Annotated in this window: 19 protein-coding genes; 15 read left to right on the forward strand and 4 right to left on the reverse strand. The window is 67.2% G+C overall.

The features are described 5' to 3' along the window. Positions 1-6 precede the first annotated feature (6 nt). Positions 7-1086, forward strand: coding sequence for a peptide chain release factor 1 (gene prfA / locus AAY78_RS10315; protein ID WP_046748229.1), 1080 nt, complete (start codon positions 7-9; stop codon positions 1084-1086). Between the two features lie 18 nt (positions 1087-1104). On the opposite strand, the gene AAY78_RS10320 is transcribed toward prfA, so the two are convergent. Beyond that, positions 1105-1758, reverse strand: coding sequence for a response regulator (locus AAY78_RS10320; protein WP_046748230.1), 654 nt, complete (start codon positions 1756-1758; stop codon positions 1105-1107). Continuing rightward, positions 1755-3416, reverse strand: coding sequence for a sensor histidine kinase (locus AAY78_RS10325; protein WP_231589702.1), 1662 nt, complete (start codon positions 3414-3416; stop codon positions 1755-1757). Before AAY78_RS10325 ends, AAY78_RS10320 begins: the two co-directional genes overlap by 4 nt. A 166-nt stretch (positions 3417-3582) precedes the next feature. Here AAY78_RS10325 and AAY78_RS10330 point away from each other — a divergent pair, with 166 nt between their 5' ends. Beyond that, entirely contained in the window at positions 3583-5127 is a 1545-nt protein-coding gene (locus AAY78_RS10330) for a CitMHS family transporter (RefSeq protein WP_046748231.1), read from the forward strand. Positions 5128-5194: 67 nt separating this feature from the next. Next, positions 5195-5602: a phage holin family protein gene (locus AAY78_RS10335; RefSeq protein ID WP_046748232.1), complete on the forward strand. Its 408-nt coding sequence runs from the start codon at positions 5195-5197 to the stop codon at positions 5600-5602. Between the two features lie 10 nt (positions 5603-5612). Here AAY78_RS10335 and epsC read toward each other — a convergent pair whose 3' ends face one another. Beyond that, entirely contained in the window at positions 5613-6185 is a 573-nt protein-coding gene (epsC, locus tag AAY78_RS10340; protein ID WP_046748233.1) for a serine O-acetyltransferase EpsC, read from the reverse strand. Positions 6186-6193: 8 nt separating this feature from the next. After that, positions 6194-7132 carry a cysteine synthase A gene (gene cysK / locus AAY78_RS10345; protein ID WP_046748234.1) on the reverse strand — a complete coding sequence of 313 codons (939 nt, stop codon included), beginning with the start codon at positions 7130-7132 and terminating at the stop codon, positions 6194-6196. Positions 7133-7232: 100 nt separating this feature from the next. On the opposite strand from cysK, the gene prmC reads away from it, so the two are divergent. From prmC to AAY78_RS10405, 12 genes are all read left to right on the forward strand, one after another. Then, the gene (prmC, locus tag AAY78_RS10350) at positions 7233-8093 is read left to right on the forward strand and encodes a peptide chain release factor N(5)-glutamine methyltransferase (protein WP_046748235.1); all 861 of its coding nucleotides are present in this window, start codon (positions 7233-7235) and stop codon (positions 8091-8093) included. Positions 8094-8145: 52 nt separating this feature from the next. Beyond that, positions 8146-8895, forward strand: a complete 750-nt coding sequence (locus AAY78_RS10355; RefSeq protein WP_046748236.1) for an L-threonylcarbamoyladenylate synthase — start codon at positions 8146-8148, stop codon at positions 8893-8895. Then, positions 8892-10055, forward strand: a complete 1164-nt coding sequence (locus AAY78_RS10360) for an MraY family glycosyltransferase (protein WP_046748237.1) — start codon at positions 8892-8894, stop codon at positions 10053-10055. Before AAY78_RS10355 ends, AAY78_RS10360 begins: the two co-directional genes overlap by 4 nt. Then, positions 10055-10573 (forward strand): membrane protein, encoded by a 519-nt coding sequence (locus AAY78_RS10365; RefSeq protein WP_046748238.1) that lies wholly within the window; start codon positions 10055-10057, stop codon positions 10571-10573. Before AAY78_RS10360 ends, AAY78_RS10365 begins: the two co-directional genes overlap by 1 nt. A gap of 132 nt (positions 10574-10705) precedes the next feature. Next, positions 10706-11503 carry a F0F1 ATP synthase subunit A gene (gene atpB / locus AAY78_RS10370; protein WP_371861862.1) on the forward strand — a complete coding sequence of 266 codons (798 nt, stop codon included), beginning with the start codon at positions 10706-10708 and terminating at the stop codon, positions 11501-11503. A gap of 60 nt (positions 11504-11563) precedes the next feature. Further along, positions 11564-11800, forward strand: coding sequence for an ATP synthase F0 subunit C (atpE, locus tag AAY78_RS10375; protein WP_028502887.1), 237 nt, complete (start codon positions 11564-11566; stop codon positions 11798-11800). A gap of 27 nt (positions 11801-11827) precedes the next feature. Further along, the gene (locus tag AAY78_RS10380; protein ID WP_046748240.1) at positions 11828-12385 is read left to right on the forward strand and encodes a F0F1 ATP synthase subunit B; all 558 of its coding nucleotides are present in this window, start codon (positions 11828-11830) and stop codon (positions 12383-12385) included. Further along, positions 12385-13176, forward strand: a complete 792-nt coding sequence (locus AAY78_RS10385) for a F0F1 ATP synthase subunit delta (protein WP_046748241.1) — start codon at positions 12385-12387, stop codon at positions 13174-13176. The genes AAY78_RS10380 and AAY78_RS10385 overlap by 1 nt, the downstream gene beginning before the upstream one ends. A gap of 47 nt (positions 13177-13223) precedes the next feature. Continuing rightward, positions 13224-14864, forward strand: coding sequence for a F0F1 ATP synthase subunit alpha (gene atpA / locus AAY78_RS10390; protein ID WP_046748242.1), 1641 nt, complete (start codon positions 13224-13226; stop codon positions 14862-14864). A 19-nt stretch (positions 14865-14883) separates the two neighbouring features. Continuing rightward, the gene (locus AAY78_RS10395) at positions 14884-15780 is read left to right on the forward strand and encodes a F0F1 ATP synthase subunit gamma (RefSeq protein WP_046748243.1); all 897 of its coding nucleotides are present in this window, start codon (positions 14884-14886) and stop codon (positions 15778-15780) included. Positions 15781-15801: 21 nt separating this feature from the next. Continuing rightward, positions 15802-17256, forward strand: a complete 1455-nt coding sequence (gene atpD / locus AAY78_RS10400; protein WP_046748244.1) for a F0F1 ATP synthase subunit beta — start codon at positions 15802-15804, stop codon at positions 17254-17256. A 2-nt stretch (positions 17257-17258) separates the two neighbouring features. After that, a complete protein-coding gene (locus tag AAY78_RS10405) occupies positions 17259-17519 on the forward strand; it encodes a F0F1 ATP synthase subunit epsilon (protein ID WP_046748245.1) in 261 nt (86 codons plus the stop codon). The last annotated feature ends 25 nt before the right edge of the window (positions 17520-17544 follow it).

A 17544-nucleotide genomic window follows, 5' to 3' on the forward strand; every position in this document is an offset into this window, starting at 1 on the left:
CGACCCGTGTTCGAGTCCGTCCAGACTCTGATCGACGAGCATCGCCGGGTGCAGGAGGAGCTCTCCGACCCGGCGGTGCACGCCGACGCGGCACGCGCGAAGCGCGTCAACCGTCGATACGCGGAACTCTCGCGCATCGTCTCCGCCTACGAAGCCTGGGTCGCGGCGACCGACGACCTGGCGACGGCGCGGGAGTTCGCCAGGGAGGACGAGTCCATCGCGGCGGAGATCCCTGCGATGGAAGAAGAGCTGCAGGGCGCTCAGGAGCGTCTGCGGCGTCTGCTGATCCCGCGTGACCCCGACGATGCCCGCGACGTGATCATGGAGATCAAGGCAGGGGAGGGCGGCGCGGAGTCCGCGCTGTTCGCCGCCGACCTCCTGCGCATGTACATCCAGTACGCCGCATCCAAGGGCTGGAAGACCGAGCTGCTCGAGCGCAACGAGTCAGACCTCGGTGGGTACAAGGACGTGCAGGTCGCGATCAAGGGTTCCTCCTCCGATCCGGCGCAGGGCGTCTGGGCGCACCTGAAGTACGAGGGAGGGGTGCACCGTGTGCAGCGGGTGCCGGCGACGGAGTCGCAGGGCCGCATCCACACCTCGACGACCGGTGTGCTGGTCTTCCCCGAGGTCGATGAGCCGGAGGAGATCCACATCGACCAGAACGACCTCAAGATCGATGTGTTCCGCTCCTCGGGGCCCGGCGGTCAGTCCGTGAACACCACGGACTCCGCGGTGCGGATCACGCACGTGCCCACCGGCATCGTCGTGTCGATGCAGAACGAGAAGTCGCAGCTGCAGAACCGCGAGGCCGCGATGCGCGTGCTGCGCGCCCGAATGCTGGCCAAGCAGCAGGAGGAGCTCGACGCAGCCGCCTCCGACGCGCGCAAGTCGCAGATCCGGGGCATGGACCGTTCGGAGCGCATCCGCACCTACAACTTCCCGGAGAACCGGATCGCGGATCACCGGACCGGATTCAAGGCGTATAACCTCGATCAGGTCATGGACGGCGCGCTCGACCCGATCATCGAGAGCGCGATCGCCGCCGACGAGGAAGCACGCCTCGCAGCCGTCGGCTCCGATTCCTGAGCCGTTCATCCGCTGACGTCAGACGCGTGCGGCGTAGCGGTGTTCGGGGCGGCCCGTCGATCCGTAGTTGAGGCGCACGTCGACGACGGCTCTCGCCGCGAGAGCTGCGAGATGCCGTTGCGCGGTCGCGCGCGAGATTCCGACGCGTTCCCCGATCTCCGCTGCCGAACGCTCTCCGTCGCCGAGTGCGGCGAGCACGAGCTGCTCCGTCGCCGACCGCGAGACGGACACCGGTTCGCCCGCACCGTGCAGGATGGCGAGGGCGCGGTCGACGTCTTCCTGGCGGAGGGTGCGATCACCGTCGAGGAGGTTGCGGTATCGCACGTAGCGATCCAGGAGTCCTGACAGAGCCCGTCGCTCGAAGGGCTTCACGAGATAGCCGACAGCTCCCGACCGCAGTGCTCTGCGTACCGTCGGAGCGTCGTCGGCGGCGGAGATCAGGATCGCGTCGATGCCGGACTCGCGGACGAGCGCGATGCCGTCCCCGTCGGGAAGGAACACGTCGGCGATGAGCAGGTCCGGTCGGGAAGCACGCATGCTGTCGCGGGCTTCGGCGAGCGATCGCACGGTCTCGGCGACGCCGACTCCTGCGTGCTCCTCGACGATGCCCTGATGAAGCTGGGCGACGCGGAAGTCGTCGTCCAGGATGAGTACGCGCAGGGGGACGGTCATGTGTTCTCCTCAGGATCGGGGGAGCTGCGGTCGACTGCTCCGTTGATGCGCGCGGCGAAGACAGCGCCGCCTTCGACTCCGCGGCTGTCGATACCGCCGGGGTCGATGACCCAGAGGTCGCCCCCGTTCCGACGGGCGATCTCCGTCGACAGCGGAAGTCCGATCCCATGCCCGTGCACGGTGTCGGTGGTCTTCTGGTCCCGCGTCCGCGGGGCGAAAGGATCGACGTCTCCGAGTCCGGGGCCGGAGTCGGAGACGGTGAACACCAGTGCATCGTCGTCGTCCAGGACCGCCACCTCGACCCAGCGCGGAGTCCGCTCTCCCGAGACCGCGGCGGTCACGGCGTTGTCCACGAGGTTGCCGAGGACTGCGGCGACGTCTTCGGGAGCGATCACCGTGCCGATCAGGTGCGTGTCGTCCGCGATGCGCAGGGCGACGCCGCGTTCTCCGGCTTCGACGGCTTTGGCGCCCAGGAACGAGTGCAGAAAGGGGTCCCGCAGGAGGTCCAGCCCCACGACCGGGAACGCCACAGGACCCCGCTCCACGAGCTCGCCGAGGAACGCCCTGGCATCTGTGACCCGGCCGGCATCGATGAGTCCGGCGGCCACGTGCATGCGGTTGGCGAACTCGTGTCTCTGCACGCGCAACGCGGCGGTCATCGTCCTGACCGTCTCCAGGCGCTCGGCCAAGGCGACCAGGTCCGTGCGGTCGCGCACGATGAGCACGGTGCCGAGCTGCTGCCCCTCGCGCACCACGCTCCGCGAGTCGAGATACAGCATCCGGTCTCCGACGAGGGCGCTCGTGCGGGCGCCGGTACCCGTGAGGGTGTCCAGGACGGCCGGGAGGAGACCGAGGTCGTCGACGGGACGTCCGACCGGGTCGTCGAGGTCGAGCAGCCGATCGGCGGCGGCGTTGCTGACCCGGACGATGCCGCGTGTGTCTATGGCGATGACGCCGTCGTCGACCCCGTCCAGCACGGCCGTCTGGTTCTGCACGAGCGCGACCAGCTCTTCCGGCTGCACGCCGAGGGTGAGACGCTCCCATCGTCTGCGGAGCAGGAGGGATGCGAGCACAGCCAGAGCGAGGGCGCCCGCAGCCGTACCCCCGATCACGGCGAGCAGGGGCGGCAGGTCGTCGAAGACACCCGCACGCTCGAACCCCACACTGACCTCGCCCACCGGGGTGCCGGTCTCGTCCCGGACGGGAACCTTCGCGCGGGCGGACTCGCCGAGTGTCCCGGTCTGCCAGTCGACGATCTCGGCGCCGGCGAGCACCTCTTCGTATGGCGTGCTGACCTCTTCGCCGATCCGTGCGGGGGTGGGATGCGCGAGACGGATCCCGTTGTCATCGGTGAGCACCACGAACAGTGCGCCAGTGCGCGCGGTGACATCGGATGCGATGCGCTGCAGGTCGCCTTCGCGCAATTCTGCCGCGTCGGGTGTGCCCTCCTGGAGGGAGATGCGAGCGACCTCTGCGCGCACCTGCGGATCCTCTGCGAGGGTGCGGGCGATTCCCAGCGCCGTCGACTCCGCCTCGGCACGCAGCTGCTGCACGGCGAGGAGGAGATACACCCCGGTGCACAGGGCGACGACGAGGGCCACCGTCGCAAGCTGCAGGAGCAGGGCGCGCGTGGCGAACCGCGGTCTGGTCGACGTCATCCTCGGCACCGTGATTCTCTCCATGCTGCGCTCGCGCAATATGCGCAGAACCCACGCTACGCGCACAACGACAGGGAATGCGACATACCGCTCCCTCGGCGCGCGGATTGCCTATTCTCGTCGGGATCCGTCGACGCAGATGGAGACACGACGAAGGAGTCAACGCATGCCAGACGCACTCACCGGTCTGTTCGCGGCCGCCGAAGAGGCGCCGACCTACGATGTGGCGTTCGTGCCGCCGGAGTGGGTGCTCGTGCTGCTCGGGTTCACGATGGTCCTCGCGTTCATGACGCTCATCATGACCAAGCGTCTCACTCCCATGGTGGCGCTGATCCTGGTTCCGACCGCGTTCGGGCTCTTCGCCGGCGCAGGTCTCGGCCTCGGCGACATGATCCTCGATTCGATCGGCAAGATGGCGCCGACCGCGGCGCTGCTGATGTTCGCGATCATGTTCTTCGGCATCATGATCGACGTGGGGCTGTTCGATCCGCTCATCCGCCTCATCACGCGGCTGCTCGGAGACGACCCGGCCAAGGTGGTGCTCGGAACCGCGATCCTCGCCGGCGCGGTCTCCCTGGACGGCGACGGTTCAACGACCTTCATCATCACGACGTCGGCGATGCTCCCCATCTACCTCCGGCTCGGGATGAGCCCCGTGGTGCTGACGTGCGTCGCCGGCCTCATGAACGGCACGCTGAACATCGTTCCCTGGGGCGGGCCGACCGTGCGCGCCGCGACAGCGCTCGGAGTGCAGCCGACAGACATCTTCGTGCCGATGCTGCCCGCGCTCGGCGCCGGTATCGTCGTGACTCTCGGGTTCGCGTGGATCCTCGGACTGCAGGAGCGTCGCCGCCTCGGGCGCCTGGACTCGGAGGGCCTGCTCGTCGGTGCCGACGGCGGATCGCTGTCGACCGTGCCGAAGATCTTCCGCGGTGCGGAGCCGAAGCCCGGAGCGCGCGCGTCGCTGCGTACCGGCAACCTCGTGGTCGTCGCCGGCGGCTATGCTCCGGTCTCCGCTGCGAGCGTCGACCCCGCGGACACGGCCATGGCGGACACGATGCTGGACCCCGCCCGCCCCACGCTCCGACCGAAGCTCATCTGGTTCAACCTCGCCCTCACACTCGCGGTGATGGTGCTGCTGGTGCTCGACATCCTGCCGCTGCCGTACGTGTTCATGGTGGGGGCCGGGCTCGCCCTCGTCATCAACTTCCGGGGCATCAAGGAGCAGGCCTCCGAGATCGTCGCGCACGCACCGAGCATCGTGGGCGTCGTCTCCATGGTGATCGCGGCCGGTGTCCTGGTGGGCGTGCTCACCGGCACCGGAATGGTCGACGCGATGGCCGCGTGGATCACGAACGTGCTTCCTCCTGCTCTCGGCCCGTTCCTCGCACCGATCACCGGACTCCTGTCGATCCCGTTCACGTTCTTCATGTCGAACGACGCGTTCTACTTCGGCATCCTCCCGGTGCTCGCCCAGAGCGCTGCCAACTTCGGCATCGATCCGGTGGAGATGGCGAGGGCGTCGATCACCGGTCAGCCCGTGCACCTGCAGAGTCCGCTCGTGCCGGCGATCCTGCTGCTCGTGTCCCTCGCGAGCGTGAACCTGGGCGATCACCACCGCAAGGTCCTGTGGCGCGCGACCATCGTCTCGCTCGTGATGCTCGGCGTCGGCATCCTGAGCGGAGCGGTCCCGTTCTTCGTGGCCCAGTGACCGGACGGCGGGGAGTGCGGACAGCGCACTCCCCGCTCTCCTGGAGCCGGGGCGCTATGCTCAGCCCGTGATCACATTCCTCTTCCGCGGCCTGCTCTACCTGGTGTCCGCCGGCCTCGGCCTGATCGCCGCCGACCTGCTGCTCGACGGCTTCGAGATCGAGTGGGACAAGTGGTGGGGATTCGTCATCTGCATCCTGATCTTCGCGATCCTGCAGAGCGTGCTCTCGCCGTGGGTCATGAAGATCGCCAATCGCTACGCACCCGTGCTCATGGGCGGCATCGGCATCGTGTCGACGCTCATCTCGCTGATCATCGTCGTGCTGCTCCCGATCGGTGGTCTGCGCATCACCGACCTCACCGGATGGTTGCTGGGTTCGGTCATCGTGTGGTTGATCACGGCCCTCGGAAGTGTGCTGCTCCCGCTGATCTTCCTCCGCAAGAAGGTCGAGTCGGTCAAGGGAGAACGCCGCTAGCGCACGCGCGTCAGATCGCGTAGTGGTCCGGGGCGGTGAGGAGCGCTCTGGTGTCCTCACCGGCCGTGCGGTGACGCGGTTTCGCCGGAATGCCGACGAGGATGCTGTCCGCCGGGGCGTCTCGGGTCACGACCGCGTTCGCGCCGACCACTGACCCCGCGCCGATCGTGACGGGTCCGAGGATCTTGGCCCCCGCTCCGACGGCGACGCCGTTCTCGAGGGTGGGATGCCGCTTGCCCGAGGTGCGTGTGCGTCCTCCGAGCGTGACACCGTGATAGAGCATCACGTCATCGCCCACGACGGCGGTCTCGCCGATCACGACACCCATCCCGTGGTCGATGAAGAACCGGCGACCGATGCGTGCACCGGGATGGATCTCGATCCCGGTGAGCCAGCGTGAGACCTGTGACCCGGCTCGCGCGAGCAGACGCAGCCGGCGCCGCCAGAGCGCGTGGGATACGCGGTGCGCCCAGATCGCGTGCAGCCCGGGGTACAGCAGTGCGACCTCGACGGCGCTGCGCGCGGCCGGGTCCCGGAGGCGAGCTGCGGCGATGTCTTCGCGCATCCGCCCGATCATTCCCATCGACGGCCTCAGTCTTCGCGCAGATCCTCGAACAGTGCGGTGGACAGGTAACGCTCACCGGTGTCCGGGATCACGACCACGATCGTCTTGCCGGCGTTCTCGGGGCGGGCGGCCACCTTCAGCGCGGCGGCGACGGCTGCGCCGGAAGACATGCCGACGAGCAGACCTTCCTTCGCGGCGAGCTCGCGGGCGACGCGGATCGACTCGTCGAACTCCGCGGTGAGGATCTCGTCCAGCACCTCGCGGTCGAGCACGTCCGGGACGAAGTTCGGGCCGATGCCCTGGATCTTGTGCGGCCCGGGGCGTCCCTCGGTCAGCACGGGGGAGTCCTTGGGCTCGACGGCGATCACCTGGACGCCCGGCTTCGCGGCTTTGAGAGCCTGTCCGGTTCCGGTGACGGTCCCTCCGGTGCCGACGCCTGCCACCAGGATGTCGACGGTGCCGTCCGTGTCGCGGAGGATCTCCTGCGCCGTGGTCTCGCGGTGGATCTGCGGGTTGGCGGCGTTCGCGAACTGGCGGATCCAGATCGCGCCAGGGGTCTCCGCGACGATGCGCTTGGTCTCCTCGATCGCGCCGCTCATGCCCTTGGTGGGGTCGGTGAGCACGATCTGTGCCCCGAACGCCTTCAGCAGCACGCGGCGCTCCTTCGACATGGAGGCCGGCATCGTGAGGATGACACGGTACCCGCGCGCCGCGCCGACCATGGCGAGGGCGATACCGGTGTTGCCGCTCGTCGATTCCACGATCGTGCCGCCAGGCTGCAGCTCACCCGACGCCTCGGCGGCATTGATCATCGCGATGCCGATGCGATCCTTCACGCTCGAGGCGGGGTTGTAGTACTCGAGCTTGGCGAGGACGGTCGCACCGAGACCCTCGGTCACCCGGTTCAGCCGGACGAGCGGGGTGTTGCCGAAAGCGGTCGTGATGTCGGAGTGGATGCCGGGCATGGTGAGCCTTCCTGTGCGGGGGTCGCTGCGGGACCAGCCTAGGGGAGGGGGTCTATGGGTGAGGCTTTGTGACGGTCGCCCGCACCCTACGCTGGAAGTCATGTCCGACAACTCTCTTGCTGCGGTCGTCCGCGCGGCGGCCCAGCGTCTGACCGACGTCGGCGTCCCCGATCCCCTGGTCGATGCCGAGCTCCTCGCCGGGCACGTGCTCGGCAGGCGGCGCGGCGAGGTGCAGGCCGCCATCGTCCGCGGCGACCGTGTCGACGATGCCGATGCGGTGGCGCTGGACTCGGTCGTCGCCCGTCGAGCCGCACGCGAGCCCCTCCAGCACATCACCGGGACCGCTCCCTTCCGTCACCTCGATCTCGCCGTCGGCCCCGGCGTCTTCGTGCCGCGTCCGGAGACCGAGACCGTCGTGCAATACGCGATCGACGCGCTGGTGAACTCCGCGGAACCCGCCCCGATCGGCATCGACCTCGGCACCGGAAGCGGGGCCATCGCCCTCGCGATGGCCACGGAGGTCCCGCACGCCCGGATCTTCGCCGCCGAACTGTCCGAAGACGCCCACGCGTGGGCGACTCGCAACGTGGAGGGAGTGGAGAACCTGACGCTGGTCCTCTCCGATCTGCGAGACGCGTTCCCCGAGCTCGACGGCACGGCGTCCGTGGTCATCTCGAACCCGCCGTACGTCCCTGACGCGGCCGTACCTCGCGACCCGGAGGTGCGACTCTTCGACCCGTCCATGGCGCTGTACGGGGGAGAGGACGGCCTCGACATCGTCCGCGTGCTCAGCGGACGCGCGCTCGGCCTGCTGCGCCCCGGCGGCCTTCTCGTCATCGAGCACGGCGAGCTGCAGGGCGAATCGATCAGGGAGATCCTCACCGTCGACGGCTGGCGTGCGGCGGCGACGCATCGCGACCTGACGCTGCGGGATCGCGCCACGACCGCGCTCCGCCCCTGATCAGCAACCTCCGAGCGTGCTCATCGGCCGCGCCGCATAGAATCGAACCGTCATGTCAACCATCTTCGACTGCAGCGACGAGTCGCAGCTTCTCGCCGGCATGCGCAATGCGCGCCAGGCGATCGGCCGAGGCGACCTCATCGTCATCCCCACAGACACGGTGTACGGTGTCGCCGCCGACGCCTTCTCCCCGGCGGCGGTGCAGAGGCTCCTCGACGCGAAGGGGCGCGGCCGCGACCAGCCGCCGCCCGTTCTCATCGGCACCAAGGAGACCCTCGCCGCCCTCGCGGAGTCGGTTCCCGAGCCCGTGGAGCGTCTGGTCGAGGCGTTCTGGCCCGGGGGACTCACGATCGTGCTGCCGGCCCAGCCGTCGCTGGTGTGGGACCTGGGGGAGACCCTCGGCACGGTCGCGGTGCGCATGCCGGAGGGCCGCGTCGCCCTCGAACTGCTCGCGGAGACGGGACCACTGGCGGTCTCCAGCGCGAACCTCACAGGGGAGTCGGCCGCCATCTCCGCGTACGACGCTGAGAAGATGCTCGGCGACAGCGTCGCGGTGTACCTCGCGGACGGACTGAGCAAGGACGGCATCGCGTCCACCATCGTCGACGCGACGTCGCTGGTGCGTCGAGGCGCCGACTCCGACCAGGGCGTGGTGCGGATCCTCCGTGACGGCGCGGTCACGCGCGAGCAGCTGCATGAGGTGCTCGGCGATCTGCTCGAGCCCGAGGACGACGGGCAGGAGCACACCGAGCACGCGCACACCGGGCACGACCACCCGCAGGAGCAGGACGGGGATTCGTGAAGCAGTATCTCTTCACGATCATCCTCACCGCCCTGATCACGTTCGCGCTGACCTGGGCGGTGTTGAAGGTGAGCCTCCGGTTCAAGCTCTATCCCGCCATCCGCGACCGTGACGTGCACACCACGCCCAAGCCCCGGCTGGGCGGCGTCGCGATCTTCCTCGCCATCGCCGCGGCCTTCGGCTTCTCCGCGATGAACCCCTTCTTCCAGAGCATCTGGATCCCCCCGCAGACGATGTGGTCTATCCTCGGCGCCTCGCTTCTGATCGCGATCATCGGCGTGGTCGACGACCTCTGGGACATCGACTGGATGATCAAGCTGGGCGCGCAGTTCCTCGCCGCCGGCGTCATCACGGTCGGCGGCGGACTGCAGATCCTCTCGCTGCCGTTCGGCGACCTCATCGTCGTGTCCAGCTGGCTGAGCATCACCATCACGATGTTCGCGATCGTCATCGTGATGAACGCGGTGAACTTCATCGACGGCCTCGACGGCCTCGTGGCCGGTGTGTGCCTGATCTCCAACGGCGTCTTCTTCGCCTACTCATACATCTTCACGCGCGACTCCGGGGCCTCCAGCTACTTCAACCTCTCGACGTTCCTCGCGGCGGTCCTCATCGGTGCGTGCCTCGGGTTCCTGCCCTTGAACTGGAGCCCGGCCAAGATCTTCATGGGCGACTCGGGAGCACTGGTGATCGGCCTCCTCATGGCCACGTCCGCGATCGCGATCACCGGCCAGATGGACCCGTCGGCCCTCGACCCCGAGCGTCTCGGCCGGTCGCAGCTGGTCGGTGCGTTCCTGCCGATCCTGCTCCCGTTGCTCGTGGTGCTGCTGCCGCTGCTGGACTTCGGCCTCGCGGTGCTCCGGCGCATGAGCGCGGGACGGTCGCCCTTCTCGCCCGACCGCAAGCACCTGCATCACCGCATGCTCGATCTCGGCCACCGGGACCGCGACGCCGTGCTGATCTTCTACGCCTGGACGGCTGTCGTCTCTCTGGCGGTCCTGATGATGTACGTGGGCGCACGGGAGGACTGGCCAGGCCAGTACCTGCCCGGCGTCGGCTTCGGCGTCCTGGGCATCGCCGCCTGCCTCGTCGTCACCTTGAGCCCCACCCGCCGCAGTGCTGCGGATGCCGAACCCGATCCGACACCCGTGGAGTCCTGATGAGCCCGAGCCCCGTTTCCAGCACCCCGATCCTGCGTCGGACCCTGATCTGGTCGGCGATCGCCACCGTCGTGCTCGCGATCGTCGCAGGCGGCGTCGGTTTCCTCGTCGCCCAGGGCGAGGGTCTCATCAGCGGTCTGCTCGGCGTCGTGCTGGCGTCCGTGTTCCTCGGCATCACAGGCCTCAGCATCCTCATCGCGAATCGCTGGTTCGGAGACCCGCTCTACGTGCAGCTGTTCTTCGCGATCGTGCTCGGCGGCTGGCTGCTCAAGCTGGGCGTCTTCGTCGTGGTGATGATCCTGCTCGCCGGTCAGCCCTGGCTGCAGCCGATGGTGTTCTTCCTCTCGATCGTGGCCGGTGTGCTGATGTCGCTCGTCATCGACGTCGTGGTGCTCACGCAGATGCGTCTGCCGCACGTCAGCGACACCACGCTGCCGACCGAGGTTCCCGAAGATCGCGCCCCCGGCAACGCCAATCACATCGACGGCGGCCCCGTCGAGGACGGCCAGCGGTCTTAGGGGACCCTCAGATTCTGATAGTGTTGAGACGTGCCCGCCGCTCGCCCGCGAGCGCTTGCGCTGTGAAGCACACCGACCATCGTCGCCCCGGTTCTGACCGGTGCCCCGAAGCTGGAGCCCGCGCTGTTTAATATCGCTGCGACCCTGACCCCCCGACTTGCCACCGACGGCGAGTTCCACGGCCCTTCGATCGATGAGTTCTTTCCGGAGATCCTCTTCAACGTAGGCCCCATCCCGGTGAACCGGATCCACCTGATCCAGTTGCTCTCCGTGATCGCCGTGGTCCTCATCCTCTGGCTCGGTACCCGCCGCATGAAGGTCGTCCCCGGCCGGTTCCAGAGCCTGGTGGAGATGGGCATGGGCTTCGTGCGCGGCGGCATCGCCCACGACCTGCTCGGCCGCAAGGACGGCGATCGGTTCCTCCCGATCCTGATGACGATCTTCTTCATGACGCTGTTCATGAACATCACCGGCATCATCCCGTTCCTGAACATGCCGGGAACGGCCATCATCGCGGTGCCGCTCACGCTCGCCGTGGTCAGCTATGTCACGTTCATCTACGCCGGCATCAAGAAGAGCCCGAAGAACTTCTTCAAGAACTCGCTCTTCCCCGCCGGTGTCCCGTGGCCGGTGTACTTCATCGTCACCCCGATCGAGCTCATCTCGACCTTCATCATCCGCCCGGTGACGCTCACCCTGCGACTGCTGATGAACCTCGTGGTCGGCCACATGATCCTGGTCCTCTGCTTCGCAGCGACCCAGTTCTTCTTCTTCACCGCAGGCGGCGGCTGGGCCGCGCTCGGTGTCGGAACCCTCGCCTTCGGCGGCGCCTTCACTCTCTTCGAGATTCTGGTCGCCGTCCTCCAGGCGTACGTCTTCACCGTCCTCACCGCGGTCTACATCCAGCTCGCGGTCGCAGAAGAGCACTAAGCCCACTAGACACTGAGCGGGCAGGCATCAGCCTTCCCACCCAACGAAAGGAAAAACCCCGTGGACGCAACTACGGTTCTCGCTGAAATCAACGGCAACCTCGCGGTGATCGGCTACGGCCTCGCTGCCATCGGCCCGGCCATCGGCGTGGGTATCGTCGTCGGCAAGACCATCGAGGGCGTCGCTCGTCAGCCCGAGCTGGCCGGCCGTCTCCAGGTCCTCATGTGGATCGGTATCGCCTTCACCGAGGCGCTTGCATTCGTCGGCATCGCCGTCGGATTCATCCCCTTCCCGTAATCCGAACCGACTTCTGAAGGAGACAGGATGCTGAACGCTCTTGTCACGAACCTCGCGGCTGAGGGTGAGGCGGCGAACAACCCGCTGATCCCCGCGTGGTACGACATCATCTGGTCGGGTCTGTGGTTCCTCATCATCTTGATCGTCGTGTGGAAGGTCGCCCTTCCCAAGCTGACGAAGATGCTCGATGAGCGGTCCGCCGCGATCGAGGGCAACATCGCCAAGGCCGACGAGGCGCAGAAGCAGGCGGAGGCGGCACTCGAGGAGTACACGCGTCAGCTCGCTGAGGCGCGCACCGAGGCCGGCGAGATCCGCGAGGCCGCCCGTGAGGACGGCAAGAAGATCGTCGCCGAGGCGAAGGAAGCTGCGACCACCGAGGCCGCACGCATCACCGCCACCGCGCACACGCAGATCGAGGCGGAGCGTCAGACCGCTCTCGTCTCGCTCCGCAGCGAGGTCGGATCGCTCGCCCTCGACCTCGCCGGTGGCGTGGTCGGCGAGACGCTCTCCGACGACGCACGCGCGACCGCTGTCGTCGATCGCTTCCTCGCCGAGCTCGAGGCATCCGAGAAGGCGGCTCAGTAATGGGCAGCGCGACCACTCAGGCACTCGCGGCATCCATCAAGACGCTTGCCGCAGCGAAGGACATCACTCTCGACACGGCGCGGGAGCTGTTCGCCGCCGCCCGGGCCGTGAGCGACTCGTCCCAGCTGAGCGGCGCGCTTGCTGATCCTTCCGCTCCCGCCGCGGCACGACAGAATGTCGTCGCAGCGGTGTTCGGCGGGTTCTCCGCAGGCGCCAAGGGCGTTCTGTCGACCGTGGTCGCAGAACGCTGGTCCAACGCGGATGAACTCGTCGACGGTATCGAGGAGCTCGCGATCCGCGCCGCAGCGGTCGCCGAGCCGGACACGGACATCGAGGGCGAGCTCTTCGGGTTCTCCCGGGTGATCGCAGCCAACCCCGAGCTGGAACTCGCTCTGGGAAGCCGCGTCGGGGGAGAAGACGCCAAGAGCACGCTCGTCGAGCGTCTCCTGGCCGAAGGCTCCACCAGCACCGCAGCGACTCTGGTCATCACGTCGCTGGTACGCCAGCCGCGTGAGCGCCGCGTTCGTCGTCTGCTGGACAGGGCGATGAACATCGTCTCGAACCAGCACGGCCGCGTCGTCGCCACCGTGCACACCGCCACCGCCCTCAGCGACGCGCAGCGTGACCGTCTGAGCGACTCGCTCTCGCGTCGCTATGACGGTCAGGTCTCGCTCAACGTCGTCATCGACCCTGCCGTCGTCGGAGGTCTGCGCGTGCAGATCGCCGATGACGTCATCGACGGCAGCATCTCCGCACGACTCGCCGACCTTCGCCAGAAGCTCGCGGGCTAACACGACTTCGCGCGGGGAACCGCGCACCCAGATACAAAGGGAAGACAATGGCAGAACTATCGATCAGCCCCGACGTCATCCGTGACGCGCTGAAGGACTTCGCCGCCGCATACGAGCCCACCGCGGCCGGTGCGACCGAGGTCGGCACCGTCGTCGACGCTGCGGACGGCATCGCTCACGTCGAGGGACTGCCCGGCGTCATGGCGAACGAGCTCGTCGTCTTCGCCGACGGCACCAAGGGTCTCGCGCAGAGCCTGAACGAGCACGAGATCGGTGTCGTCGTCCTCGGCGAGTTCACCGGCATCGAGGCCGGCCAGGAGGTCACCCGCACGGGTGAGGTCCTCTCGGTCCCCGTCGGTGACGGTTACCTCGGCCGCGTGGTCGACCCGCTCGGCAACCCGATCGACGGACTCGGCGCGATCGAGACCGAGAGCGTCCGCGCTCTCGAGCTCCAGGCGCCCGGCGTCATGCAGCGCAAGTCGGTGCACGAGCCGATGCAGACCGGAATCAAGGCGATCGACGCGATGATCCCGGTCGGCCGTGGTCAGCGTCAGCTGATCATCGGTGACCGCCAGACCGGCAAGACCGCCATCGCGATCGACACGATCATCAACCAGAAGGCCAACTGGGAGTCCGGCGACGTCAACAAGCAGGTCCGTTGCATCTACGTCGCGATCGGCCAGAAGGGCTCGACCATCGCCTCGGTGAAGGGCGCGCTCGAAGAGGCCGGCGCTCTGGAGTACACCACGATCGTGGCCGCTCCCGCGTCCGACCCTGCCGGCTTCAAGTACCTGGCTCCGTACACCGGTTCAGCCATCGGCCAGCACTGGATGTACGGCGGCAAGCACGTCCTCATCATCTTCGACGACCTGTCGAAGCAGGCTGAGGCCTACCGTGCCGTGTCGCTCCTCCTGCGTCGTCCGCCGGGCCGCGAGGCATACCCGGGTGACGTCTTCTACCTGCACTCCCGTCTGCTGGAGCGTTGCGCGAAGCTGTCCGACGAGCTGGGCGCCGGTTCCATGACGGGACTCCCGATCATCGAGACCAAGGCGAACGACGTCTCCGCGTACATCCCGACCAACGTGATCTCGATCACCGACGGCCAGATCTTCCTGCAGTCCGACCTCTTCAACGCCAACCAGCGTCCGGCGGTCGACGTGGGTATCTCGGTGTCGCGAGTCGGTGGCGACGCGCAGGTGAAGTCGATCAAGAAGGTCTCCGGAACGTTGAAGCTGGAGCTCGCGCAGTACCGCTCCCTCGAGGCCTTCGCGATGTTCGCATCCGACCTCGACGCGGCTTCGCGTCGTCAGCTGTCCCGCGGTGCGCGTCTGACCGAGCTGCTCAAGCAGCCGCAGTACTCGCCGTACCCCGTCGAGGAGCAGGTCGTCTCGATCTGGGCCGGAACGAACGGCAAGCTCGACACGGTCGAGGTCGAGGACGTGCTCCGGTTCGAGCGCGAACTGCTCGACTACCTGCGTCGCAACACCAAGGTTCTCGACACCCTGCGTGAGACCAACGTCCTCGATGACGCCACGGTCGCAGAGCTCGAGAAGCAGACGGACGCCTTCGTCCTGGAGTTCCAGGGTGGCAAGGGCCACGCGATCGGCGCCCCCGGTCACGAGGAGCACGCTGCAGCCGAGGCTGAGGACGTCAACCAGGAGAAGATCGTCAAGGGTCGTCGCGCGTAATCGCGTGAGGTACTGAGATATGGGCGCTCAACTCCGGGTCTACAAGCAGAAGATCTCTTCTGCTCAGACGACCAAGAAGATCACGAAGGCGATGGAACTCATCGCGGCTTCGCGCATCCAGAAGGCGATGGCACGCGTCAAGGCGTCCACCCCCTTCGCGCGAGCCGTGACGAGGGCCGTGTCGGCCGTCGCGACGCACTCGAACGTGGATCACCCGCTGACCCGCGAGTCCGAGAACATCACCCGCTCCGCGGTCGTGATCTTCTCCTCGGACCGCGGTCTCGCCGGAGCCTTCAACTCGCAGATCCTCCGTGAGGGTCTCGAGGTGGCAGAGCTCATGCGCGAGCAGGGCAAGGAGCCGGTGTTCTACCTCATCGGCCGCAAGGCCGTCGGATACTTCCAGTTCCGACGGATCGCTGCGGCCGCGGAGTGGACCGGCGACACGGACACCCCGTCGTTCCACACCGCCGAGGAGATCTCGGCGACACTGCTCGAAGCGTTCTCCCGTGGAGGACAGGACGGCGGCGTCGATGAGATCCACCTCGTGTACAACCGTTTCGTCAGCATGATGACGCAGTCGCCGGAGTCCGTGCGTCTGCTCCCGCTGGAGATCACGGAAGCCGATGAGTCGGAAGCCGGTAACACCGTTTACCCGCTGTACGAGTTCGAGCCGGACGCCGAGACTGTTCTCGACGCGATCCTGCCGGTGTACATCCAGAGCCGCGTCTTCAACGCTCTCCTGCAGTCGTCCGCCGCCAAGCAGGCAGCGACGCAGAAGGCGATGAAGTCGGCCAGCGACAACGCCGACAAGCTCATCACCGACTACACCCGTCTGCGCAACAACGCGCGTCAGGCGGAGATCACGCAGCAGATCGCCGAGATCGTCGGCGGGGCCGACGCTCTCGCGAGCAAATAGACCATCAGGAAAGAGACGAAAATGACCCTCACCGCTCCGGCTGACCAGCCGGCGACCGCGGTCGTCGGGCGCGTCGCACGCGTCAACGGTCCGGTTGTCGACATCGAGTTCCCGCACGACTCGATCCCCGACATCTACAACGCGCTGAAGACCACCATCGCGATGGGCGAAGAGTCCACCGAGATCACTCTCGAGGTCGCTCAGCACCTGGGCGACGACCTCGTCCGCGCCATCGCGCTGAACCCCACCGACGGCATCGTCCGCGGACAGGAAGTCAGCGACACCGGCGAGGCCATCTCGGTCCCCGTCGGCGACGTCACCAAGGGCAAGGTGTTCAACGTCATCGGCGAGGTGCTGAACCTCGAGCCCGGTGCGACGATCGAGGTCACCGAGCGCTGGCCCATCCACCGCAAGGCGCCGAACTTCGACCAGCTCGAGTCCAAGACTCAGATGTTCGAGACCGGCATCAAGTCGATCGACCTCCTGACCCCGTACGTGCTGGGTGGAAAGATCGGTCTGTTCGGTGGTGCCGGTGTCGGCAAGACCGTCCTGATCCAGGAGATGATCCAGCGCGTCGCGCAGGACCACGGTGGTGTGTCGGTGTTCGCCGGTGTCGGTGAGCGTACCCGTGAGGGCAACGACCTGATCCACGAGATGGAAGAGGCGGGTGTCTTCGACAAGACCGCCCTCGTCTTCGGCCAGATGGACGAGCCGCCGGGGACGCGTCTGCGCGTCGCCCTGTCGGCTCTGACGATGGCGGAGTACTTCCGTGACGTGCAGAAGCAGGACGTGCTGCTCTTCATCGACAACATCTTCCGCTTCACGCAGGCCGGTTCCGAGGTCTCCACGCTGCTGGGCCGCATGCCCTCCGCCGTGGGTTACCAGCCGAACCTCGCCGACGAGATGGGTGTGCTCCAGGAGCGCATCACCTCGACGCGTGGTCACTCGATCACCTCGCTGCAGGCGATCTACGTGCCCGCCGATGACTACACCGACCCGGCTCCGGCGACCACGTTCGCCCACCTCGACGCGACGACCGAGCTCTCTCGTGAGATCGCCTCGAAGGGTCTGTACCCGGCCATCGACCCGCTGACCTCGACGTCGCGCATCATGGACCCCCGCTACTTGGGCGAGGACCACTACCGCGTCGCGACGACTGTCAAGCAGATCCTCCAGAAGAACAAGGAGCTGCAGGAGATCATCGCCATCCTCGGTGTCGACGAGCTCTCCGAGGAAGACAAGATCGTCGTGTCGCGTGCGCGCCGCATCCAGCAGTTCCTCTCGCAGAACACCTACATGGCCAAGAAGTTCACGGGCGTCGAGGGTTCGACCGTCCCGCTGAAGGAGACCATCGAGTCGTTCGACGCGATCACCCGCGGTGACTTCGACCACGTGGCCGAGCAGGCCTTCTTCAACGTCGGTGGCATCTCCGACGTGGAAGAGCAGTGGGCGAAGATCCAGAAGGAGAACGGCTGACCATGGCGCTGCACGTCAGCCTCGTCTCCGCTGATGCGGAGGTCTGGACGGGAGAGGCGAGCCTCGTGGTCGCCAAGACCGTCGAGGGTGAGATCGGCTTCATGTCCGGCCACGAGCCGGTGCTGGCCATCCTCGCCGAGGGCCAGGTTCGCATCACCCAGTCGGATGGCACCAAGGTGCTGGCCAACGCTCAGGACGGGTTCCTCTCCATGGAGGGCGACACCCTGACGATCGTCGCCGGCAACGCGGCTCTCATCGCCTAGCCGCATCTGTTCCACGCGTCCGCCT

It is taken from the genome of Microbacterium sp. Ag1 (assembly GCF_001005635.1).
GTDB lineage: Bacteria > Actinomycetota > Actinomycetes > Actinomycetales > Microbacteriaceae > Microbacterium > Microbacterium oxydans.